This window comes from Methylomonas sp. Kb3, assembly GCF_002834115.1.
Lineage (GTDB): Bacteria > Pseudomonadota > Gammaproteobacteria > Methylococcales > Methylomonadaceae > Methylomonas > Methylomonas defluvii.
The window spans coordinates 180,805-203,978 of sequence record NZ_PIZT01000010.1; the positions used below are offsets into that span (position 1 = coordinate 180,805).

Consider the following 23,174-nt stretch of genomic DNA (forward strand, 5'->3'; position numbering starts at 1 on the left):
TCGCCGACAACAACAGAATGGCGATTACCCGCCATTCCGTTGTTGTCGGCGATTGACGATTTCGTAAATCAATAGTGCGCACATAATCAGTGCGGTGCCGGCCATGGTTTTTATCGTCAACGGTTCCTGGTTGACGCTATAACCCAGCACCAGGGACATTACCGGGGTCATCAGATTCATCATCGCCACATTGGTGGCTTGCATGTTGGCCAACACAAAATAATACAAAGCAAAACCCAGGGTGGTGGCAATCACGCCAAGATAAGCAATGGAATACAGGGTTTGCTGTGGAATATTTTCCGGCAATAAGCCGCCATCCAACCAATACCAGGTGCCGAAATACAAGGGCACCGCGATTAACAATCCGCCCGTAACCAATTGTAAAGCCGGTAGACGTGCGTCAATCTGCTTGACCCACACCGCGCTAGCCGCGTGGATGAAGGTAGCCACCAGCACGCCGATCAGGCCTTGCAGAGCGAGTTCATCCAATTCCAGTGCCGAGCTGAACATGACCACCAGCCCACCCATACCCAAACAATAAGCGAATAACTTGCCCCAACCCAGGCTGCGTTCCTGCAAATATGTCGCCGCCATGAAAGCGGTCATGAACGGGCTTAATCCGAAAATTACCGAGATCCAGCCGGATGGCACGAATTGAGCGGACCAATAGGTAATCAGCATGCTGCCGTAAAGCTGTATCGCCACTGCCAGATAAGTGATCAAAGCAGGGCGGTTGAGCGGCAAACGCCGGCGCAAAAGCAACAATAACAGCAGCAGGCAAGCCAGTCCGGTGCTCATTCTTGCCATCGCCCCGAAGACGAAGCTGACGCCGATGCTGCTCCATTTGATTGCCAGCGGTGTGGTAGTCCAGACCAGAATGACACCGAAATAGGCTAAAGCCAGCCGTGTTTTCACCTTAAGGCAATTTCAGACGGTTGGCGATCAATTGCTCAACGACCGAAGGATCGGCCAAGGTTGAGGTATCACCAAGATCGTGAAATTCATTGGCGGCGATTTTGCGCAAGATGCGGCGCATGATTTTGCCGGAACGGGTCTTGGGTAGGCCGGGTGCCCATTGAATCAGATCGGGTAGGGCGATAGCGCTGATTTCCTCGCGTACCAAGTCTTTCAACTCGCCTTTCAGGCTGCTGTTGCCCTCGATACCCACGTTTAAAGTCACATACGCATAAATGCCCTGGCCTTTGATCGGATGCGGGAAGCCGACCACCGCAGCCTCGGCTACCAAGTCGTGTAATACTAACGCGCTTTCGATCTCTGCTGTGCCCAAGCGGTGGCCGCAGACGTTCAGCACGTCATCGATGCGGCCGGTAATCCAGTAATAGCCGTCTTTGTCGCGGCGGGCACCGTCACCGGCGAAATAATAGCCGGGGAACTTGGCGAAATAAGTGTCGATGAAGCGCGCATGGTCACCATAAACAGTGCGCGCTTGTCCTGGCCAGGGATAGGTCAACACCAGCACGCCTTCCGCTTCGCCTTCCAGGATATTGCCATCCGGATCGAGTATCGCCGGCTTTACGCCGAAAAACGGCAATGTGGCTGAGCCGGGTTTTAACGGTATCGCGCCCGGTAAGGGGGTGATGAGAATGCCGCCGGTTTCGGTTTGCCACCAGGTATCCACCAATGGGCAGCGTTTATTGCCGACTACTTGGTAATACCATTCCCAGGCTTCCGGATTGATCGGTTCGCCAACACTGCCGAGGATGCGGAGCGAACTGCGGTTGGTGCGGGTGACAAAATCGTCGCCCTGGGCCATCAGCGCTCTAATGGCCGTTGGCGCAGTGTAAAAAATATTGACCTGATGTTTGTCGATGACTTGCCAGAAGCGGTCGGGATGCGGGTAAGTCGGCACCCCCTCAAACATCAAGCTGGTGGCGCCATTGCATAATGGGCCGTAAAGCACGTAGGAATGGCCGGTGATCCAACCAATGTCGGCCGTGCACCAGTAAACATCGCCTTCCTGGTAATCGAACACGTATTTATGGGTCATGGCCGCATACAGCAAATAACCGCCGGTGGTGTGCAGCACACCCTTCGGTTGGCCGGTGGAACCAGAGGTATACAGGATAAATAACGGATCTTCGGCGTCCATCATCACCGGTTCGCAATCGGTCGATGCGGATTGCATCGCTTCGCGATAATCAATGTCGCGGCCTGTGGTCCAGGGGATGTCATGGCCGGTATGCTTGATCACTATCACTGTATTCAAGTTGGGGCATTGCTTGGCGGCTTTATCGACATTCAATTTAGAATGCACAATTTTGCCGCCGCGAAAGCTCTCGTCGGCGCAGATCAAGACCCGGCAATCGGCGTCGATGACGCGATCACGTAAGGCATCGGCCGAAAAACCGCCGAAGACGATGGAATGCACCGCGCCGATGCGCGCGCAGGCCAAAATCACCACGGCAGCTTCCGCGATCATTGGCAGATAGATACAGACTCTGTCGCCCTTTTGTACGCCATGGGCTTTCAGGACGTTGGCGAATTGGCAAACTTGGGTGTGTAATTCGCGGTAGGTCAGTTGACGATCATGCGCCGGATCGTCGCCTTCCCAAATGATCGCTACTTGGTCGCCGCGTTTTTCCAGGTGTCTGTCCAGGCAGTTGACGGTGACATTGAGCTCGCCACCCAGAAACCACTGTATTTCGCCCTTGGGGTAGTCGTATTGCAGTACCTGCTGCCAAGGCTGATGCCAGTCCAAAAATTCGGCGGCCTGTTCAGCCCAAAAAGTTTCCGGTTCGTTTATCGACTGCTGATATAGACGCTGGTACTCGGCACAGTCGATATGCGCGTTGGCGGCAATCTGCGGATTAACCGGATAAATTTTTTGGTCTGACATAACGTAACCTCCTTCTTTGAACGTTATTAACTGTGTTGTAAGGCAGAAACGGCTTGGGTGCTCGTCAAACGCTCGGCTTGCCAGTGTTCGATGGCCCATTCCAGGATACTGTCGATTGCGGCCAGCCGCAAATCGGGTGGTGGATTTTGCTTGAGTAAGGTTAGCAGCAGAAACAAGGTTGGTCCGGCTTGATTGGGATTGACGGCTTGCGCTCGGGTTTGCTTACTCAGCTTATGGCCTTCTTGGTCGACAATCAGCGGAATATGCATGTATTGCGGCGTCGGGTAACCTAGAAAATGCTGTAAATACAGCTGTTTAGGGGTAGAATCCAATAAATCGTAACCTCTCACCACCCGATTGACCTTTTGCCGGTGGTCGTCAACAACACAAGCTAATTGGTAAGCAATGATGCCGTCCTTACGCTTGACGATAAAATCGCCGTGCTCGCCTGCCAGGTTTTGGCTGATTTCCCCCTGTAAGTCATCAACAAAGCGCATTGAAATTTCGGCCGTTTTTACCCGTAGCGCATGGGGTGCATTAGTCGATTGCGGGTTTTTGCGGCAATAGCCCGGATAAATCAAAGTCGAATTCGCCAATAAGCTGCGACTACATGTGCAAGGATAAAGCACGTGCCGGTTTTGCAATTCAGCAATGGCTTGTTCGTATTGGTCGAGATGCTGGCTTTGGTAATCCACATCGCCGTCCCAATGCAATCCAAAACTTTGCAGGCAATTTAGGATCTCTTCGCTGGCGCCTGGCATATTGCGCGGCGTATCGAGATCGTCGATGCGTAACAGCCATAGCCCTTTATGCTGACGGGCATCCAGATAGCTGGCAAGTGCGGTGTATAGAGAACCGAGGTGAAGTGGGCCGGTAGGCGAGGGCGCAAACCGGCCGATATAAGATGTTGCCGTGGGCAGAGTTAACCCAATTGTTTTTCCCTGATTTCATCGAGTGTCTTGCAATCGATGCACAGGGTAGCAGTTGGACGGGCTTCCAGACGGCGAATACCAATCTCGATACCGCAGGTTTCGCAATAGCCGTAGTTTCCAGACTCAATTTCCTTCAATGATTCGTCGATCTTCTTGATCAGCTTACGTTCGCGGTCGCGGGTGCGCAGCTCCAGGCTGAATTCTGATTCCTGCGTGGCCCGGTCGTTGGGATCCGGGAAGTTGGCCGCTTCGTCCTGCATGTGGTGGACGGTGCGATCCACTTCCATCATTAACTCGGATTTCCATTTGTTTAAAATGGCGGAAAAATGGCTCAACTGCGCCTCGTTCATGTACTCTTCGCCTTCTTTTTCCTCATAAGGCTTAAAAGTAAATTCCGATGCGGCAGGGTTAGTATTGTTCATCCAATGACTCCTGGCGGTCTATAAAAAAATCGGGGCTTTTTAACAGAATAGCCGGGGCCAAGCAAGAAGTTTGTTATTATGAAGGTGCTTTCTACTAACGGAATTTGGACATGAAACACCACGTCGCCGAGCGAATGCGCGGCATCAGCTCATTTTATGTGATGGAATTATTACAGCGCGCCAAGCAACTGGAACAAGAAGGCCGGGATATTATTCACATGGAAATCGGCGAGCCGGATTTCGAAACACCACCGGCAATATTAGCCGCTGGAAATGCGTTTATGCAGGGTAGGGAAGTCAAGTACACCGCTGCAGCCGGATTGCCGGAATTGCGTCAAAGCATCGCCGATTATTACCAAGCGCAATATGGAGTAAATCTGGATCCGAAACGGGTTTTCATTACCCCCGGCGCGTCCGGCGCGTTTTTGCTGGCGTTTGGGATTAGTTTAAATCCGGGCGAACAAATCTTGATGGCCGATCCGTGTTATCCCTGTAACGATAATTTCGTGCAATTGTTCGACGGTAAGACTCAGTTCGTGAATGTTGGCGCCGAAACAGCTTATCAACTCAACGCCGAATTGATTCGACAGCACTGGCAGCCAGCCAGCAAAGGCGTATTAGTCGCTTCGCCTTCCAATCCTACCGGCACCGTCATCGGTAACGATGCGCTGCGCGCTGCGATTCAGCAGACGCATGCTTTAGGGGGCTGTTTTTACTCGGACGAGATTTACCACGGCTTGGTTTACGGCGAAACCGTCAGCAGCGCTTTGGCGTTCAGCGATGACGTATTTATCATCAACAGCTTTTCCAAGTTCTTTGGCATGACCGGCTGGCGTATCGGTTGGTTGATTGTGCCGGAAGATTTTATCGATGCGGTGGAAAAACTGGCGCAAAACATTTTTATCTCCACACCTACCCATTCACAATACGCGGCTTTGGCCTGTTTCAGCGCTGAAAATATGGCGGAATTGCATCGCCGTCGTGACGAGTTTGAGAAACGCCGGGATTTTCTTTACGACAACCTGTTACGGCTGGGTTTTAAAATTGCCTGCAAACCACAAGGGGCCTTTTATATTTACGCGGATTGCAGTGCGTTTACCGACGATAGTTTTGAGTTTGCCAAGCAGCTGCTCGAACAGGAAGGAGTGGCGGTAACGCCAGGCAAAGACTTTGGTCAGTATCTGGCTAACCAACACATTCGATTTGCATATACCGCCTCAATCGATAGAATGGCCGCCGCGCTTCTAAGACTGGAAAGATTCATATGCCCATAAACCAATACACGCCAGAGCAGCTAAAACAACATTTGCAAGACGATCCGTCGGTATTTTTACTGGACGTCAGGGAGCCCCACGAATTTGCCTATGCCAAGATAGCCGGTAGCGTGTTAATACCTCTGCAACAAATACCCGCGCGCTTCGACGAAGTGCCGGCTGACCGAGACGTGGTGGTGATTTGTCATCACGGTATGCGCAGCCAGCAAGCCTGCCATTTTTTGCAGCATTCCGGGCTACAAAGATTGTTCAACTTGAAGGGCGGCATCGACGCCTGGTCCGTGATTTGCGATCCGTCTGTTCCACGTTACTAAACAATAAATAAAGCTATGTTCCTAAAAGAATACTATGCCATTCAGGATGGCAGTGTGGCTATTAGCGCCGCGCAGGCCAGCATGTTTGCCAAGGAAGTCGCCCATGACTTCAACCCCTTGCACGACGAAGACGCAAAACGTTTTTGCGTGCCGGGCGATTTATTATTCTCGCTGGTTTTGGACAAATACGGCCTTAGCCAAAACATGCACTTCATTTTTTCCGGAATGGTCGGTCATGGTGTGTTGTTGAATTTTCCAGATGACGACGCCGAAAAAATCGATGTTACGGACAACCAAGGCAAGACTTATTTGCAGATCGAGCGCTCCGGCGATGTGATCCGCGATCCGGCTTTAATCGAAGCGTTAATTCGTGACTACGTGGCGTTTTCCGGGCAGAACTTTCCTTATGTGCTGGTACCTTTATTGGCCAAAGAGCAAGTCATGTTCAATATAGACCGGCCTTTGGTGATCTATGAAAGCATGACCTTGAGCTTAAACCGGATGGACTTTCACGAACCGCGTCTGGAAATGCTGGAACCGAAAATGGAAGTCAACGGCAAGCGCGCCACTGCGTATCTTTATTTCCAAATTAAATGCGGTGACGAAGTGGTTGGTTCCGGATTCAAGAAGCTAGCGGTCAGCGGTTTACGCGAATATGAAGCCGAACCGATGCAAGCCTTTGTAGACGAGTATCTGGCTAGAAAACATGGCTATTTAGGTAATCTTGCGGAAGCCACCGCGTAATCAGATATTCTGCCGTTCGCATGCATGGGCTGGCAATTTGTTTGAGTTTCGAGTTTTCCAACCGGAGCGCGCAGAACACTCCGGCTGTTACTTGGGTGGAGGGATTCAGCTGTTTATAACACCGCAGAAAATGGCTCTACTGTCACCATTTCTCCAGCATCTATACCCGTACTATCGGCATTCAGCACAATAAAACAGTTGGACTGACTGGCTACTTTTAGTTGATGAGAATCTTGTTGACCGGCAAGACGGACGGCTAATTCGCCTCCAGCCTGCTGGTAAAGGATGCCGCGTTGATATTCCTGCCGCCCTGGCGATTTTTTTAACCGGCTGTCGCATCGGACTCGCAAGCGCAATGCTTGTCTAGCTGGTAAGCCGGCAAGCTGTTCCAAACCCGGCTTTACGAATTTCTCGTAAGTGACCAATACGGCAACCGGATTGCCGGGCAAGCCGAAAAACCAGCAGCGGCCGATTTTGCCAAAAGCCAGCGGTTTGCCGGGTTTGATTGCCAGTTTCCAGAAGTTCACCTGCCCGCATTTTTCCAGCGTTTGTTTAACAAAATCCGCGTCGCCAACCGATGCGCCGCCGGTGGAAATGATGACGTCATAGTGCTGGGCTGCGTCCTTGAAAGTTTGTTCGAGTTTCAAAGGATCGTCTGCGACGATGCCCAAGTCCGAGACTGTGTGGTTTGGTTCGGATAGCAGTCCGGTTAATAAATAGCGGTTGCTGTCATAGATTTGGCCAACAGCTAGCGGTTCTCCGAGTGCGACCAATTCGTCACCAGTCGAAAAAAAGCCAATGTTGAGTTTGCGTTTGACGCTGATTTTTTCGATGCCGGCGGCGGCTAATAGACTTAGATCGCGAGCTGTCAGCTTTTTCGGTGCGGCAATTAATTCTTCATGTTGTTTAACGTCACTGCCGGCTGCACGAATATTTTTATACGGCTGCCAGTCGAGGGGAAGTGATACAGTGTCACCATCGATTTCAATTTGTTCTTGGGCAATAACGCTGTCCGCAAATTCCGGGACTACCGCTCCGGTGAATATTCTGACGCATTGGCCCGGCCTCTGCTGCGCCAAGAACGGCCGTCCGGCCCATGCGATGCCGATTACTTGCAATTTAGCCGCTTGCCCGGCAGCTACATCGCCAGCAGCAAATGCGTAACCGTCCATGGCCGCCGTGCGTTTAGGTGGAATGTCTATAGGAGACGCCACGCTGTCGGAAAGTACCCGGCCCAGTGCCTGCGGCAAATCGATATGCTCGCGGTCGTTGACGGTCTCGATAGTTTTGCGGATTTCCAATAGCGCCTGTTCGACGCTCAATAACTCGTGTTTGTTGGGGTAGCAGATATTAGTCACGTGGGCGCTTCAAAAAGATTTCGATAATGAATTTGGCTACGGCCTCTGCATCGTTTAGATCAAGGCACGGTAAGCCGGGTGGTGTTAATAGGGGGTGATCGCTTGCTATTGCGATAATCGAGGAGTCTCCAGGGTAAAGCAGCGGCTTGCCTAGGCTTGGTCTGCACAGCTCAATTTTGGGGTAGCTCTCGTGCCTGAATCCTTCCACTAAAATCAAATCCAGGCCTGCGTTGGGAAACAAGGCGAGCTGTTCAGTCAGCGAAATATCGCCGTTTGCCGACAATTCGCTAATTAACGCACGCCGATGTCGGGAAACCAGCATAACCGGACTGGCACCGGCTTCGCGCAGCCGAAAACTATCTTTACCGGGTTGATCGATCTCGAAGTCGTGATGACTGTGTTTGATTACACCGATTTGCAGATTATGTGCTTTCAGTATCGGGATAAGTTTTGTCAATAAACTGGTTTTGCCGGTGCCGCTGGCGGCCGCGAAGCCGAGGACTGAAGGGGTGGACATGGACTTCTCTACATTTGTCGAACTGGCCGTATTCTAAGTTATTATGGCGCTCGTCGGTTAAAGCGTTTGGAGTACGGGTGATACGAATAGTGATATTGTTGGCATTGGTACTGGCAGTTTTAATGCTGCCGGGATTTATGAAGCTACCAGCCGAATTGCGCAGCAAACGACTTAAACAACTGGCCTGGGTTGCGATTGCGCTGATTTTGCTTGTACTGATGCTGAGTGGAAAACTTAGCGGTCTGCTGGCGATATTTGGCGTAATATTCGCGTTTTTAGTGCGCTCGATGCCGCTAATATTGAGGTACGCGCCGCAGCTTCATAGCATTTGGTGGCGGTTCAAAGCCGGCAATCCGCAATATGGTAAGCCTGGTCCTGGGCCATCTCGACAAGCGGGTATGACAACAACGGAAGCTTTTGAGGTTTTGGGGCTTAATCCCGGCGCCACGGAAGAAGAAATTATTCAGGCCCACCGTAAACTCATTTCGCGCTTTCATCCTGATCGAGGCGGTTCAGATTATTTGGCGGCCCAAATTAATCAAGCCAAAAAAACATTGTTAGGTCGTTGAGAAGCACGATCAGAAAAAGCTCCTTTCAGAATTGTATGTTCTTGCAGTTCTTTTAAATATATGTGATGCGCATCACTTTCTTATTTTCATAATTTAGAAGTGGTTCGGATTTTAGTTTGATCTTGCTGATTTTAGTCGCAAAAATGACCTGAGAGGTCGCTGTGAATAAAAATCAAAAAAGAGATGTGGACCACAAAAATATCAGTAAATTCAATTTATAAGATAAATCTTTTAAAGTTATACTGGCACTCGCCGTTAAGGTTAGTGCCCTCGATTAGATCGGATCGGAAATACACGAAGAGGCATGATGTTGTTAAGAATGACCTATTGACTTAATTGGTTTTGGCAGTGAGCAATATCGGTTTCGTTGTTGGGTTTCAATCTTATCTGCATTTAAATAGTTTTAAGGGATTAATAGTTATCTGGCGAGACACGTACCAATAAAAATAAACGATTCCGCAAGCCAAAATACCTGGGAGATTAATCATGATGGAAGAAACGATAGATGTAATTAAAGATATGGATATTCCAGATTTCATTTCTTTTGATGATGTCGATGAAGAAGTTGTCGAAATCGATCCGAACGAAACCTTTAAGCTGGCCGAAATAGAAAGTAACGAATCGCAAAATGAGAGTACTTTCGATGCCACCCGAGCGTATCTGAATGAACTCAGTAAATCCCAACTGTTAACTGCGGATGAAGAAAAAATCTACGGCAGACGAACTCAACAGGGCGATCCACAAGCCCGAAAAATTATGATCGAAAGCAATTTACGCCTGGTTGTGAAAATTTCCAGGCGTTATTTAAATCGCGGGCTCCCTTTACTCGATTTAATCGAAGAAGGTAATTTGGGGCTGATCCGCGCAGTGGAAAAGTTTGATCCTGATCGTGGCTTCAGATTTTCTACCTATGCAACCTGGTGGATCAGGCAGACCATAGAGCGTGCAATCATGAATCAGACTAGAACTATTCGCCTGCCGATTCATATTGTTAAAGAAATGAACATTTATTTGAAAGCGCAGCGGAATTTAGCGCAACAGCTTGATCACGAGCCGACTGTCGACGAGATTGCGCGGCATCTTGATAAACCGGCTAAAACCGTCAGTAAAATGCTGAAACTCAACGAGCGTGTCACATCTGTTGATGTGTCATTCGGTAAGGACTTTGACAAACCCCTACTTGAGACAATTTCCGAAGAAGAAAGCCGTAATCCTGCTGAAATCTTGCAAGACGACTTTATCCAAAATAACGTCACCTACTGGGTCTATCAGCTTGCCGAAAAACAGCGCGAAGTCATATGCCGCAGATATGGTCTTTGCGGCTTCGAAAACGCAACTCTGGAACAGGTGGCGCTAGAATTGGGTGTCACTCGGGAAAGAGTTAGGCAGATACAAATGGACGGTTTGAAGCGTCTCAAAGAAATTCTTGAAAGTAGTGGCTATTCGTTCGAATCGATTTTTAGCTAATACTAAAATTTAACAGGCGGCAAACCAGAGTAGTGCGACTTTGTCAGATCTGGTTTGGGTGCCTTCTGTAGGTACTTATAATCGATACACCGGCAAGCCGTTAATCCTGTCGTCGATTAGTTGGATCAGTTCGTTGTATGCAGAACTTCCTACCGAATGAAACTTGCTAACAAATGTCGCTTCGTCCATATGTTCCGGTAAATCCTGTAATTCCGGGATAATAGACGAATAATCTTTAGTGCTAGACATTATTCTTTGTAATTCCCTCGCTTTCTCGGTTGATGCTACTGCTATTTGACCAAATCGAGTCCCGGCTCGATCAGCTGTCAAATCAATGAAACTGAAGCCGCTACCTTTTTGCGCATCTCCCAGTTCTTTATCTATGCCTATTTGCTCGCCGAGTAATGAGGAATCAAGAATTGCCAATAATGCCGAAGCAATAAAATGCTGCGGTATATCCACTCGCTTATAAGCAAATACAGGATATTCCTTGCTGTAAACCAAGCCAAGCGGCAGATAGCGGCGTAAGTCCTGTTTATAGATATAGCTGCCGACAGCAATGATGATCGCGCGATTTTCCTGAACGGCGTCCTCCGTCGGTGTTTGTTGATACGCCGTCAAAAATAAAGGTTGCAACAAATCAGTAATAGATAAGCGCCAGCTAGGATCATGTTGGCTGACGATTTCGTTGATTTGCTGTTGATAACGATGCAGGTTTGGGTAATCCCGATGCTTTTGGATAGCCAATTGCTTTGCCGCGTCGACGATGGATCCTAGATAACTGATTTCCAAAGCTTGCGGGCTAATGCGGACTTTCTTGACGTATAGGCTCAACAATTGCCAATGCTGCTCTAGCGGCGTGTTATGCACGATAGCGGGAATCAGGAGATTTGCGGCGGGATCGGGAATGGAAATTTCACCAATTTTCAAAGACTTGATAAAAATGGCGTCATCTACCTGTCGTAGATTAAAACTAAAGTCCAAATATCTGCCCCAGGGGCTTTTAGGGACAAATATCGCTATCTGAATCATCAATCTGTCATCTACAATCTGAATTTGCGTCGTATTTTCCGCAAAATGGTTTAATAGATAACTCACCGCAATATTCAAGTCCTTCTGGTCCAAACTAACGGTTTTAATTTGGCCTCTTTCCTCCGGTGCCACATGCAATAACTGCTTCGCGCGCTGTATGTCTTCGCGGTTCAAACCCTGATGGATTTTTAGCAACGGCGTATCGTCGATTGCGAAAAACAGTAAGCCTACGAACAATATTGCCAGCGAAAGGAGGATGTAAAGTAGAAATTTCAGCATTGATCGAAGATCAAATTAAAACGAGCCTCCTTGAGGTAATACATTTCTTGTTTGAGATCAGCATGCGTCAGGGGCGCTTGTTCCAGCCAATTTTCCGGAAAATCGATTTTTATATCGTGGCGATTAATCGTGATGCTAAAGTCCGGGCGGTTTACTATTACGATTGCGGTGCAGCAAAGCGGCCAGCCGAAATACTACTGCCATGATCGGCGCATGTTGGCGCCAAGGAAACGGCAAATCCTCAAAACGGCTTAAATTAAGCTTCTTGCGGTGGCTGCGCACCAACTTAGACAGCAACAGTTGATCTTGTTTGGAAAACCCCGCCAAATCGCCATTTTCGATAATATAGGCGCTGTGCTTGTGATACTGGCTATGGGCAATCTCAAAGCCGATTTCATGGAGTTCCGCCGCCCATTCCAAAAACTGTAAACTGGCAGGATTGTCGTTAAAGCAAGGGTGGTCGTCTAATTGCTGAGCGATGTAACGTAAGGTTTCTTTGAGCTGTTGGCTGTGTGATGTGTCGGTGTGGTAACGTGCGGCAATGGTCTGGCTAGTCTGCGAACGAACGTCATCGTTGTAAATTCTACCGAGTAAATCCTGCACCAGACCTTCGCGCAATGCGCCATCCGAAACCGTCATTTGCTGAATATTCAAGGTCTTGAACGTGGCATAAACAATAGCGACCGCGCCGATAAACACCGGCCGCCGCTCGATACTCAAGGCTGGAAAGCTGATTTCGTCGATCCGATTCAGTTTTAAGAGGTGGGCGACCAACTGTTCCAAGCCTTCATTGGTGATGTCGTTATTGCTCCAGCCCATGGTTTGTAACACATTGCTGACCGCCTTCAGGCTGCCGGAAGCGCCAATGGCTTCCTCCCAGTTTTTGGCATTGAACATATTCTGAAAGGGTTCGAGATGTTGCTCGGCAAACAGCACTGCCTTACGAAAGGCCTTTTTGGTCAGTTCGCCGTTTTTGAAAAAGTTCTGGCTAACAGTGACGCAGCCCATGTTCAGGCTTTCTTTAGTGTGGGCAATATCATCCCGGCCGATAATGTACTCTGTGCTACTGCCGCCGATATCCATCACAAAGCGGTTGTTGGCATTGCTGCCCAGGCTGTGGGCCACGCCTTGGTAAATTAAGCGCGCTTCCTCAATGCCGGAAATGATATGAATCGGATGCCCCAGAGCTTTTTCGGCCTTGTTGATGAATTGTTGCGAGTTTCTGGCGATGCGTAGCGTATTGGTGCCGACTATGGAGACGCTGTTGGGTGCAAAATCCCGGATGCGGTGACCGAAGCGTTCCAGGCAGGCTAAGGCGCGTTCTTGCGTGATCTGGTCGAGATTTTTATGTTGATCCAATCCCGCAGCCAGACGCACCATTTCTTTCAAGCGGTCGATGGTTTGCAATTTGCCGTTGTGCAAGCTGCATATAATCATGTGAAAACTGTTGGAACCCAGATCGACGGCAGCAACACTGGTCGGTATTTGATGTGGCAAGAGTCTAATCCTGTTCAGGCTGCTGAGGAGCGGTGAATTCTGATAAAATCCGAAAGCTTTATTGGCGCATATTTAAATAGCGCGTCAATTTCTTTGCCCCGGATTATAACATCAGAGCATGACGGCTTTATCCATCCAAAACCTAAAAAAGACTTACAACAACGGCTTTGCAGCCTTGAAAGGCGTGGATCTCGAGGTCCAGCGCGGCGATTTTTTCGCGTTGTTGGGTCCTAATGGCGCCGGCAAATCGACCTTGATCGGCATCATCAGTTCGCTGGTCAACAAAACCAGCGGATCGGTCAGCATCTTCGGTCACGACTTGGATAAAGACAATGTCGCCGCCAAAACCTGCATTGGTGTGGTACCGCAGGAAGTTAACTTCAATCAATTTGAAACCAGCATGAGCGTGGTGATGAACCAGGCCGGCTATTACGGCATTCCACGTAAGCAAGCCTTACAGCGCACCGAACAATGCTTACGGCAAATGGAACTATGGGATAAACGCGACGTAGTTTCCCGACGTTTGTCCGGCGGCATGAAGCGGCGCTTGATGATAGCCAGAGCCATGGTGCATTCGCCGCGCTTGTTAATATTGGACGAACCCACCGCCGGCGTGGATATTGAAATCCGCCGCTCGATGTGGGAAATGATGCAAGACGTGAACAAACAAGGTACCACCATCATTTTAACTACCCATTATCTGGAAGAAGCCGAAAGCCTGTGCCGGAATATCGCCATCATCAATAACGGACAAATCATCGAGAAATCGGCGATGAGCAGTTTGTTGAGCCGCTTGCACACCGATCATTTTGTATTGGATATATCTCGCCCATTAACTCAAGCACCGACAATCGATGGCTGTGAAATTGTGCTGAGTGCCGATACTGTGTTAGACGTCGCTGTGCCGAAAAGTCTCGGTCTAAACCGTTTATTCCAGGCGCTATCTGAGCAACATATCGAAGTCCTCAGCCTGCGCAACAAGTCCAATCGACTGGAACAATTATTTTTGGATCTGGTGCAATGAACTACTCAGTCGCTTTTTTGACGATTTTGCTCAAAGAAATCCGCCGTTTCACTCGGATTTGGCCGCAAACGCTGCTGCCGCCGGCCATTACCACGGCACTGTATTTCCTCATCTTCGGCAAATTGATTGGCGACCGCATAGGCCTGGTGCATGGCGTCAGCTACATGGACTACATCGTGCCCGGCATTATTCTGATGTCGGTGATCAGCCATTCGTATTCCAATGTGGTGTCTTCGTTTTATTCCACTAAATTCCAGCGCCATATCGAAGAACTCTTGGTGGCACCGGTACCGAATTATGTGATTTTGGCCGGTTATGTCTGCGGCGGCATCGCGCGCGGGGCGTTGGTTGGCGTGGTGGTGGCGGGGATTTCGATGATGTTTACCCATACTACGATTTTGCATTGGGACATCGCCGCTGCGGTGTTTGTGCTGACTGCAACCTTGTTCGCACTGGCCGGCTTCATCAACGCGGTGTTTGCCGATAGTTTTGATGATATTTCCATCATTCCCAACTTTGTACTGACGCCGTTGAGTTACTTGGGCGGTGTATTTTATTCGGTAGCGATGTTGCCGGGAATATGGCAAAAAATCGCGCAAGCCAATCCGATTTTATACATGATCAATGCCTTTCGTTACGGCATGATCGGGGTCAGTGATGTCGAGATCGAACTGGCTTTTGCGATGACGGGTGGCTTTATCGTGTTTTTAACTGCCCTGAGCTTGCTGTTGTTGCACAAAGGTATCGGTATAAAAAATTAGTAGCTTATTCCAATGGCACCAACATATTGCGCAAGGCGGTAATATCTTTGATTGCGATAAAGCGGTTCTGCACCACGATCAAATTATCGTCCTGGAATTTTTTCAGCAGGCGGCTCACCGTTTCCAAGGCTAAGCCTAAGTGATTGCCGATTTCTTGGCGGGTGAGTGACAATTTAAATTCAGATGATGAAAATCCGCGCCGTTTCAACCTTTCAGATAAGCTGATCAGAAAATAAGCCAAACGCTCTTCCGCCGGTCGTTTGCTCAATACCAGCTGGTTTTTGTCCTCCAGCATTTTCTCGCCGGTATGCCGAAACAATTCGCGCGTCAGGCTGGGCATGTTCTTGAACAAATCTTCCATATTGTCGGCCGGTAGGATGCAAAAACTCATGGTTTCCAACGCAATCGCCGCGCAGCCGTGCTTTTCGGCGGAGAGACCGTCGAAGCCCAGTAGTTCGCCGGGCAACAGAATATTCAATATATGCTCGTTGCCATGGCTATCGTTAGCCACCAACTTGGCGCTACCGGACTTTATTGCCAGAATACCGCGGAAATTGTCGCCTTCGCGGTAGATAAAGTCGCCGCGTTGCAAGGTTTTACGGGCCTTGACGACTTGGCTGATGTTATTAATTTCGGCTTGCGATAAACCGCGCGGTAAACAAATATTATCCAGACTGCAATTAACGCAACTGACTTGATTTTTAATCGGCTCAGGGGCTTGAGTTTTCAATGAAAGCATAGTGTTGGGTTTGATAATTTGCCGCTTCTCAAGGAAGCGGCGACATAGCAACGGATTACCGGTTAATCTTGTTGGTGATAGGCAACTATCCGTTCTACTTCGGATTTAGAACCTAAAATCAACGGCACTCGTTGGTGAATACTGCTGGGTTTGAGATCTAAAATTCGTTCGCGACCGGTGGAACACAGCCCGCCGGCTTGTTCGATGATAAATGCCATAGGGTTGGCCTCATACATCAGTCGTAGTTTGCCGGGCTTGGAAGGATCGCGTAAATCGTGCGGATACAGGAATACCCCGCCGCGCGTGAGGATGCGATAGACTTCAGCGACCAGCGAAGCGACCCAACGCATATTGAAATCTTTGCCGCGCGGCCCGTCGACGCCGGCGACACATTCGTCAATATAACGCTTCACCGGCGGCTCCCAGAAACGTTGGTTGGACATGTTGATGGCAAACTCGCTGCTGTCCTCGGGAATTTTCATATTGCAATGGGTCAGAATGAACTCGCCGATATCCTGATCCAGCGTAAAAGCGTTCACACCATTGCCCGTAGTTAGGACCAACATGGTGGAAGGACCGTACAACACAAAACCGGCGCACACTTGTTCGGTGCCTTTGCGTAAAAAATCCTCGGTTTCCGGCTCAACGCCTTCGCGGCAGCGCAGAATCGAAAAAATGGTGCCCACAGTCAGGTTAATATCGATATTCGACGAACCGTCCAAGGGATCGAACAACACCAGGTATTTGCCCTTTGGATATTGTTTGGGGATTTTGATCGGATCGTTGATTTCCTCCGATGCCATGCCGCCCAGTGAACCGCTCCAGTCCAAAGCCTTGACCATGATGTCGTTGGTAATAATATCCAGCTTTTTTTGCACTTCGCCCTGCACGTTTTCGGATTCAGCACTGCCCAATACGCCAATTAAAGCGCCGCAATTGACCCGGTGGGAGATCTGTTTGCACGCAGTCACAATGTTATTTAGCAGCAGCGTGAACGTACCGGATGCTTCCGGTAGCCCGCGCTGCTGCTCGATGATGAACTGGGTCAGGGTAACTTGGTGGGACATGCGTTAATTCTCCATAGCGTTGGCTAAAGTAAGAAGTTGTTTCGGCAGCCACGGCAGTCTAGTGCCTGGCTTGGTGAGTAAGTTGTTTGCCGGTTCGCGGCAGATTTGTTTATCCAATTGCTGTATTCCGGTCCCGGTATCAGACTTTTTCGCTCAACAGACTTTGCGGCGGGAGCGTTTGTGGATGGGTTTGCGAGGGTTTCCCTTGTTGAACATCCATAAATCCGGGTATTAATCCTTTTTGTTCGAACTGTTGTCTTAAATAGTCCAGACGCGCATTGATTTTGTCCACGGTGCTGGTGGACTCGCTCCAGAAACGGGTGTTAATACTGCCGTCGTAACAGGAGACCTTGCAGTGTATTGTAGCAAGTTCGGGAGGGGTAATGGTAATGCTCACTACCCAGTTCTTTTGGCCGTTCTCACTGTTGGCTTGTTTGTCTTGTTCCACTATCAGCTGCAATGTTTCCGGCTCGGCTTTGTTGAAGAACGGTAATTCCAGCATCCAAACCTGTTTTGGCGAATCGTCCCTGGGCAGCGAATTGAGTTGATCCAAGGTCAATTTGGCCAGATTGCCCTGGGCCTTTTGCAAGGTTTCTTTCAGTAGTTCGCTTGCTGTCTGCTGAGCCGCATTTTCATCCTTAGGCACAGCCAGCTCCAAGCCCAACTGCGCAATCAGCTTGCTCAGTTTTAATTTAAAATCGTCTGGCAACACGAATGACGCGGGTTTTGCCTCTGCCTCGACCAAATTGCGTTCCATAAACAAGCCGGATTGTGCGATGGCTTGCTTGAGAGTGGCCGGTTCGAACAGCTTGGTTTTGTCCGGAATATGCTGCAATATTTCGTGGGCCAGTTGCTTGAGTAATTGGCCTACGGCTTTATCGCTTTCGGCAGGCTTTATCAGAGGCGCCAGTTGCGCCAGAAATTGTTGCGGCGGCACTTGAACGGGCAATAACTGCTTGAACACCGTCGCTATCTGTTCGTCAATAGAGGGTGCCGGTAACGATGCGCTCAGCACTGGGCGCTCACCGCTCTTGAGAATTTGTAAATCTATGCGGCTACCGACGGTTAGCGTGGACTTAGCCGCCGGATCGCTCCATTGCAGTTGTTTGCTATCCAATACTGCTCGGCTTTCGCCGCCAGGCAACGCTGTGCTTTGGGTTTGCTTGGCATCACTCGGCTCCGGCGTCAGTTGCACCGTTAGCGTATGTTTGCCGATATTCAAAATTTGCGCCTGTACATGGTCACCGGGGTTTAATGTGGCTAGCGGGTTGCTGGCTAGAGGTGCTGTTGCAGGCGCTGGAGTGGTCGGGGAGGGCAGTAATTTGAGTAGTTGTGCTTCGGGCGGCGCTGAGTTTGAGGTATTGGGCGTTTGCGATGGTGGCGGGGCGATAATTTTTAGCTCCGGGGTCGGCAAAAGTTTCACCACTTGCAACTGCAAGGTCTGGCCGGGTGGCAAAGCCAATGCTTGTTGGCTCTGCAAAGTCATGGTTTTATCGGCGACGCTGACAGTCAGCGTGTTCAGCATGACTTGATTGGTAATGATTTTGGCGTCTAACACTTGATTCAATTTAAGCTCGGCAAGCGGCGCGCTCGACTTGTTCAAAGCCATCACAAGTTTCGCATCTAAAGGCAGCTTTATATCCATGACATCCTCACCTCGCCGCAACCGGGATTTACGCTTGTTCCGCGCAATGTTCGCGGTGTGGCTAGAGTACTATAAAAAACTCACCCTTACGATTCGCTGTGGTAAGCGTTTTGGCAAACTTTTTCGGTGTTCGCCCATAAAAACCTGATGCCACCGCTCAGGTAAGCATACATGTATCAGAAAATAAGCCATGTGTTAGGCCAGAGTCTGTAAATACTTTTATTTTTAAAGAACTTGACAAGCCACTTGCGCGCACTCTAGGCTCAGTTGACATTCAACTGGGGGAGTGAGCCATGAAAACGCTGCAATTGGGTTTTATCTTTACGGTTTTTTGGGTTAATGCCGCGCTGGCGGTTAGCGTGACGCAACGCGCCGGCAATAATTTTCGTACCGCGGCCAATAATCAAGAGTTCACGCTGAATAAAACTAACGTGAATACCGAGCAATTCGGGCTGCTGCGCACTTACGATTTCAACGCCAAAGTCGAAACCCAGCCCTTGGTGATTGAAAAGGGCGCCGGCGCCGATGATTTAGTGATCATCACCACCATGAAGAATGACGTCATCGGCATTAACGCCCGTACCAACGAAACCGTCTATAAAGTTAAACTCGGCCCGGAAATCAGCTCGCAAGACATGGATATGTGGAAACACACGCCCACCTGGGGTATTTCCGCCACGCCGATAATTGACCCTGCCACCAACACACTGTTTGTCGCTTCCTGGCAAAAGAAGAACAACGACAGCCGGTTCCGCGATTACTGGGTGTATGCCTTAAATCCGCTGAACGGCAGCCAAAAAAGTAAACCGGTGCGTATCTTCGGCAAGTCGCAGGAAGGCAACGGCTGCTGGTTTAACGACGCCGGCGCGACATATAAGCAAAATAATCAAACCAAGCAATATGTCTATCCCAAACTACGGGCCGGACTGGCGTTGACAGAGAACAACGGTTTGGTCATGGCATTCGCCGCCAATGGTGAATCGCTGATGGGCGGCCGGAAAAATCCGCATGGTTTCGTAGTGGCTTACGACACTAGGGCCTTGCTCGGCCAAGCCGGTTTTTCCAAACAAGCGGCGATATTTTGCGCCACCTCATTCAATTCCTGGGGCGCCGGCATCTGGCATGCCGGCGGTGCGCCGGTCACCGAAGACGACATGATTTATGTCGCCACCTCCAACGGCACTTCAAATAACGGCGATGTCGATCTGGCCGAAAGCATGATCAAACTCCGTTTCAAACCCAGCGTCGGTGGTGCGCGGCCCGAACTGGAAAAGGTGGATTTTTACAAAGCGTTTTTGGATGAGCGCGTTGCCGGCGACAAGTGTTTATGGAGCGACAATAACTCCGAAGTGTCCTGCGGCAGGGCACAAGCGCATGCCGCCGGCGCAGACTGGGATTTCGGTGCGGCCGGGCCGATGCTGGTGCCGGGTTCCCGGCTGCTGTTGCAAGGCACCAAAGACGGCATCATTTATTCCTTGGATAAACTGAATTTGGGCCGGAACGACCGCTTTAATCAATTGATGTCCAAACCGCCGTTGGTGGCCACCTACTTTGCGGGCGGTGTTCAGGAAAACTGGGACCGGGCTCAGCATCTGAATCGTAGCCTACCGTGCCCGGCATCCGGACATAGCGATCACGGCTGGTTCGTGCCATGCGGCGACCCGGAAAACAACAAAATGCACCACATCCATTCACTGGCCTTGGCGCAACGCGATCAGAGCGGCGGCATCGTCTATGTTTGGGGCGAAAACTCGCGTTTAAAAACCTATAACTTTTCCACCGTAGACGGTAATTTGCCGACCTTCCGCGCCGAAGCTGATGACCTGGCCTCGGTGGGTGTCGAATCGCCTGGCGGTATGCCCGGCGGCTTGTTGATGGTATCAGGCAAACCGTCCACAACTAATAATTTTGCGCACGCCATCGATTTCGATTCGGCCGTCGTTTGGGCGGTATTTTCCAAATTCGGCGATGCCAATAAGGAGTTCGCCGAAGGTCAGCTGATTGCTTACGATGCGACCACGATAGAGCCGGGCAACAAGTTGAAACGCTTATTTCGCACCGGCGACGACAATAACGGCGGCTTAGGCAAGATGTCGCGGATGATTCCGCCGGTGGTGGCGAATGGCCGGGTGTATGTGATGATTTATCGGGTCGGTACCTCAGACTGCACCGTGCCGGACAATCAATTACCGGTTTGCAGTCAGTTGAAGGTGTACGGCTTGAAGTAATAATGGGGACGATTTTTTCAGCGACTCAAGCACATTTCGGCATCATCTTCACCGAAATAGGGTGTTTGCAGACGCAGCGGTAAAATTTGGTATTGACGGCATCGTAGATCAAGCTGCGATGCCGGACTATTAACCCGCAGTTATCTGTCGCGGGTATTCCTTTCGGGCTGAGCGCTTCGAAGCCGAGGCTTGTGTATCATTCGACAGGCCCAGTACTCTCGAGGGCCGGGTAATAAATAATGACCTGATGTATAGCTGCCGCGACCGCTCTGCAAGTCGTCATTTGTTGAACAACTCCGCCATTGATATGACGTTCTTGGCCATTTCACCGATGGCGATGTTGCGGTCCATCGCCAGTTTGCGCAAGGCGTGATAGGCCTGGTCTTCCGTGTAACCTTGCGACTTGATTAAAATCGCTTTGGCACGATCTACTAGCTTGCGATCTTCCAATTGAGTCTTGGTCTTTTTTAATTCTTCTTTTAAAGCATGTTGTTCTTTGAAACGCGCTATGGCGATGTCGATGATGGCCTTGATGCGTTTCGGATCCAAGCCGTCGACTATATAAGCACTGACCCCGGCTTTGATGACCTTGTTGATGGTCTCGGTTTGCTGATCTTCGGCGAAAATGACGACCGGCAGCGAACAGTTATGATTGATGTCAACGATGGTGCGCAAGACGGCCTCGTTAGGGGCGTACAAATTCAAAACCACCACGTCGGGGTTCAGGGTCTGGACAATTTGCATCATGTCCAGTTCTTTAAGTTTCAAGGTTACCACCTCACAGCCGTGCTGGCGCAAGCTGGTTTCCAGCAAGGGTTCGCTGTCGAATTCATCGACGACCAAGACATTAAGCGCTGCCATGTTCAATCCAGGGCGATTTTCAGCAAAGAGCCGTCAGGCATGATTTCGGTGATGTAGTTTTTAGGTTCTTCCAGGTAGTAAATCAAACCCAACAACAGAAAACAGGACAGGCCCAGAATCAAGAAAAATTGCCCGGTGGAGACGAAGGTCAGCAAAATCAAATAAACGATGGCGCCTGCGTTACCGTAAGCGCCGACGATGCCGGCCACTTCGCCGGTGATGGCGCGTTTGATCAAGGGGACGAACGCGAATATCGCGCCTTCCGCCGCTTGCATGAATATAGAGCAAAGCAAGGTAACCGCCACCGTTGCCAGGATAGTCCATTGCGCAGAAATCATCGCCATCAAACAATATCCGCCGGCCAGGCCGGCCACGAATAAATACAGGGACAGTTTGCGGCCAATCTTGTCGCTAAGCCAGCCGCCGGCTGGCCGGGCGATGACGTTGGTTACCACGAAACTGGAGGCCAGAAACCCGGCATCCAACATACTGGTGCCTTGGGTTTCGTTGAATGTCTTAAAGAAAAACATCGGCAGCATCGATAAAACGGCCAGTTTGGAGCCGAAGGTAACCAGATAGGCTATCGCCAGAATGAATACCTGTCGGTATTGATAATGATGGATGCTGGCAATCGGTTGGCTGAGGCGGTCGGCGTTGTTGTTGACCAATTGAAACACGTGGATCAGGAACAGTAGCCAGACGACTGCATGAATAGTCAGATTCCAGCCGTCGGTTAGGACCGGCGTGGCCGGCGTGGACAGTTTCCAGGCTAATAAGGAGATGGTCGCGTACAGGGGCACCAGACTCAGCATGTATAAAAATAAGTCGCGGATGCTGGTGACTTCCATCGCCATGGGTCGGCGGGTTTTCAGGGCGGCAATTTCCGGCGGCAGGTTTTCCACGCTGAAATAATAAATCACCGAATAGATCAAAGCGATGACGCCGGTCAAGGCAATCGCCGAACGCCAGCCGTGTTCCGCGCCGAAATAAAATGCCAGTCCCGGCAGGAAAATCGCCGCAACCGCCGACCCGAAATTGCCCCAGCCGGCATAAATACCTTCTGCGGTGCCGACTTGGCTGGCCGGAAACCAGTCGCCGATGATGCGCACGCCCACCACGAAGCCGGCGCCGATAAAGCCCAGTAAAAACCGCGACCAGGCCAGTTCGGTGAAGTTTTCGGCCATCGCGAACATGAAGCAGGGAATGCTGCAAACGGCCAATAACACGCTGTAACTGATTTTCGCGCCAAATCTATCCACCAGCATACCGGTAATCACCCGAGCAGGAATGGTCAGCGCCACGTTCAGCAATAACAGGATTTCGATTTGGGTTTCGCTGATCCCCAGATCTTGCTGGATCAGTACTAACAAAGACGCATGATTGAACCAAATAACAAAGCTGATGAAAAACGCGATCCAGCTCATGTGCAGCACTTTGGTCTTGCCGCGCATGGATAGTAATTTAAAAGGCGTAAAAGACATGAATGATCCGTGGTTGTCGTTCCTTGGTCTTTTTTAGCAGTTTATATGCCAATGATTCAATAGCGACAAACCCGGCAATTCGCGATCAGATAGCCCCATAGTGGTG

21 protein-coding genes are annotated in these 23,174 nt (G+C 50.0%); 8 read left to right on the forward strand and 13 right to left on the reverse strand.

The genetic code is table 11. The features are described from left to right. Nucleotides 1–24 precede the first annotated feature (24 nt). From CWO84_RS08090 to dksA, 4 genes are read right to left on the reverse strand one after another with little or no spacing between them, the layout of a single operon-like run. A complete protein-coding gene (locus tag CWO84_RS08090; protein ID WP_201799034.1) occupies nt 25–915 on the reverse strand; it encodes a DMT family transporter in 891 nt (296 codons plus the stop codon). A gap of 1 nt (nt 916) precedes the next feature. Next, nucleotides 917–2,857: an acetate--CoA ligase gene (acs, locus tag CWO84_RS08095; RefSeq protein WP_033156321.1), complete on the reverse strand. Its 1,941-nt coding sequence runs from the start codon at nt 2,855–2,857 to the stop codon at nt 917–919. 26 nt (nt 2,858–2,883) lie between these two features. Next, nucleotides 2,884–3,789, reverse strand: coding sequence for a tRNA glutamyl-Q(34) synthetase GluQRS (gene gluQRS / locus CWO84_RS08100; RefSeq protein ID WP_174843471.1), 906 nt, complete (start codon nt 3,787–3,789; stop codon nt 2,884–2,886). Further along, on the reverse strand, nt 3,780–4,211 hold the full coding sequence (gene dksA, locus CWO84_RS08105) for an RNA polymerase-binding protein DksA (RefSeq protein WP_033156319.1): 432 nt from the start codon (nt 4,209–4,211) through the stop codon (nt 3,780–3,782). Before dksA ends, gluQRS begins: the two co-directional genes overlap by 10 nt. A gap of 110 nt (nt 4,212–4,321) precedes the next feature. On the opposite strand from dksA, the gene CWO84_RS08110 reads away from it, so the two are divergent. From CWO84_RS08110 to CWO84_RS08120, 3 genes are read left to right on the forward strand one after another with little or no spacing between them, the layout of a single operon-like run. Continuing rightward, a complete protein-coding gene (locus CWO84_RS08110) occupies nt 4,322–5,485 on the forward strand; it encodes a pyridoxal phosphate-dependent aminotransferase (RefSeq protein ID WP_033156318.1) in 1,164 nt (387 codons plus the stop codon). After that, complete coding sequence (locus CWO84_RS08115) at nt 5,476–5,799, forward strand: rhodanese-like domain-containing protein (RefSeq protein WP_033156317.1); 324 nt, start codon at nt 5,476–5,478, stop codon at nt 5,797–5,799. The genes CWO84_RS08110 and CWO84_RS08115 overlap by 10 nt, the downstream gene beginning before the upstream one ends. Nucleotides 5,800–5,814: 15 nt before the next feature. After that, nucleotides 5,815–6,543 carry a DUF3581 domain-containing protein gene (locus CWO84_RS08120; RefSeq protein WP_033156316.1) on the forward strand — a complete coding sequence of 243 codons (729 nt, stop codon included), beginning with the start codon at nt 5,815–5,817 and terminating at the stop codon, nt 6,541–6,543. A gap of 113 nt (nt 6,544–6,656) precedes the next feature. Here CWO84_RS08120 and glp read toward each other — a convergent pair whose 3' ends face one another. Beyond that, nucleotides 6,657–7,901, reverse strand: coding sequence for a gephyrin-like molybdotransferase Glp (glp, locus tag CWO84_RS08125; protein WP_033156315.1), 1,245 nt, complete (start codon nt 7,899–7,901; stop codon nt 6,657–6,659). Continuing rightward, nucleotides 7,894–8,418: a molybdopterin-guanine dinucleotide biosynthesis protein B gene (mobB, locus tag CWO84_RS08130; RefSeq protein WP_033156314.1), complete on the reverse strand. Its 525-nt coding sequence runs from the start codon at nt 8,416–8,418 to the stop codon at nt 7,894–7,896. The genes glp and mobB overlap by 8 nt, the downstream gene beginning before the upstream one ends. Nucleotides 8,419–8,507: 89 nt before the next feature. Here mobB and CWO84_RS08135 point away from each other — a divergent pair, with 89 nt between their 5' ends. Continuing rightward, nucleotides 8,508–8,987 carry a DnaJ domain-containing protein gene (locus tag CWO84_RS08135; RefSeq protein WP_225893096.1) on the forward strand — a complete coding sequence of 160 codons (480 nt, stop codon included), beginning with the start codon at nt 8,508–8,510 and terminating at the stop codon, nt 8,985–8,987. A gap of 486 nt (nt 8,988–9,473) precedes the next feature. After that, nucleotides 9,474–10,454: an RNA polymerase sigma factor RpoS gene (rpoS, locus tag CWO84_RS08140; RefSeq protein ID WP_033156312.1), complete on the forward strand. Its 981-nt coding sequence runs from the start codon at nt 9,474–9,476 to the stop codon at nt 10,452–10,454. 75 nt (nt 10,455–10,529) lie between these two features. Here rpoS and CWO84_RS08145 read toward each other — a convergent pair whose 3' ends face one another. Beyond that, a complete protein-coding gene (locus tag CWO84_RS08145; protein ID WP_033156311.1) occupies nt 10,530–11,765 on the reverse strand; it encodes a hypothetical protein in 1,236 nt (411 codons plus the stop codon). Nucleotides 11,766–11,900: 135 nt separating this feature from the next. Next, nucleotides 11,901–13,262, reverse strand: coding sequence for an exopolyphosphatase (gene ppx, locus CWO84_RS08150; protein ID WP_346426965.1), 1,362 nt, complete (start codon nt 13,260–13,262; stop codon nt 11,901–11,903). 118 nt (nt 13,263–13,380) lie between these two features. Here ppx and CWO84_RS08155 point away from each other — a divergent pair, with 118 nt between their 5' ends. Together CWO84_RS08155 and CWO84_RS08160 are read left to right on the forward strand one after the other, a co-directional pair. After that, a complete protein-coding gene (locus CWO84_RS08155; RefSeq protein ID WP_033156309.1) occupies nt 13,381–14,286 on the forward strand; it encodes an ABC transporter ATP-binding protein in 906 nt (301 codons plus the stop codon). Continuing rightward, the gene (locus CWO84_RS08160) at nt 14,283–15,047 is read left to right on the forward strand and encodes an ABC transporter permease (RefSeq protein ID WP_101052281.1); all 765 of its coding nucleotides are present in this window, start codon (nt 14,283–14,285) and stop codon (nt 15,045–15,047) included. The genes CWO84_RS08155 and CWO84_RS08160 overlap by 4 nt, the downstream gene beginning before the upstream one ends. Before the next feature lie 4 nt (nt 15,048–15,051). On the opposite strand, the gene CWO84_RS08165 is transcribed toward CWO84_RS08160, so the two are convergent. From CWO84_RS08165 to CWO84_RS08175, 3 genes are all read right to left on the reverse strand, one after another. Beyond that, nucleotides 15,052–15,786: a helix-turn-helix domain-containing protein gene (locus tag CWO84_RS08165; protein WP_051669878.1), complete on the reverse strand. Its 735-nt coding sequence runs from the start codon at nt 15,784–15,786 to the stop codon at nt 15,052–15,054. A gap of 62 nt (nt 15,787–15,848) precedes the next feature. Next, entirely contained in the window at nt 15,849–16,853 is a 1,005-nt protein-coding gene (locus CWO84_RS08170; protein ID WP_101052282.1) for a class 1 fructose-bisphosphatase, read from the reverse strand. A 139-nt stretch (nt 16,854–16,992) separates the two neighbouring features. Then, on the reverse strand, nt 16,993–18,498 hold the full coding sequence (locus CWO84_RS08175; protein WP_033156306.1) for a flagellar hook-length control protein FliK: 1,506 nt from the start codon (nt 18,496–18,498) through the stop codon (nt 16,993–16,995). 293 nt (nt 18,499–18,791) lie between these two features. Between CWO84_RS08175 and CWO84_RS08180 the strand changes: the two genes are divergently transcribed. Then, nucleotides 18,792–20,726 (forward strand): hypothetical protein, encoded by a 1,935-nt coding sequence (locus tag CWO84_RS08180; protein ID WP_033156305.1) that lies wholly within the window; start codon nt 18,792–18,794, stop codon nt 20,724–20,726. A gap of 279 nt (nt 20,727–21,005) precedes the next feature. Here the strand turns inward: CWO84_RS08180 and CWO84_RS08185 are convergent, their stop codons facing one another. After that, nucleotides 21,006–21,587, reverse strand: coding sequence for an ANTAR domain-containing protein (locus tag CWO84_RS08185; RefSeq protein WP_033156304.1), 582 nt, complete (start codon nt 21,585–21,587; stop codon nt 21,006–21,008). A gap of 2 nt (nt 21,588–21,589) precedes the next feature. Further along, nucleotides 21,590–23,068, reverse strand: coding sequence for an MFS transporter (locus CWO84_RS08190; protein ID WP_033156303.1), 1,479 nt, complete (start codon nt 23,066–23,068; stop codon nt 21,590–21,592). Nucleotides 23,069–23,174 lie beyond the last annotated feature (106 nt).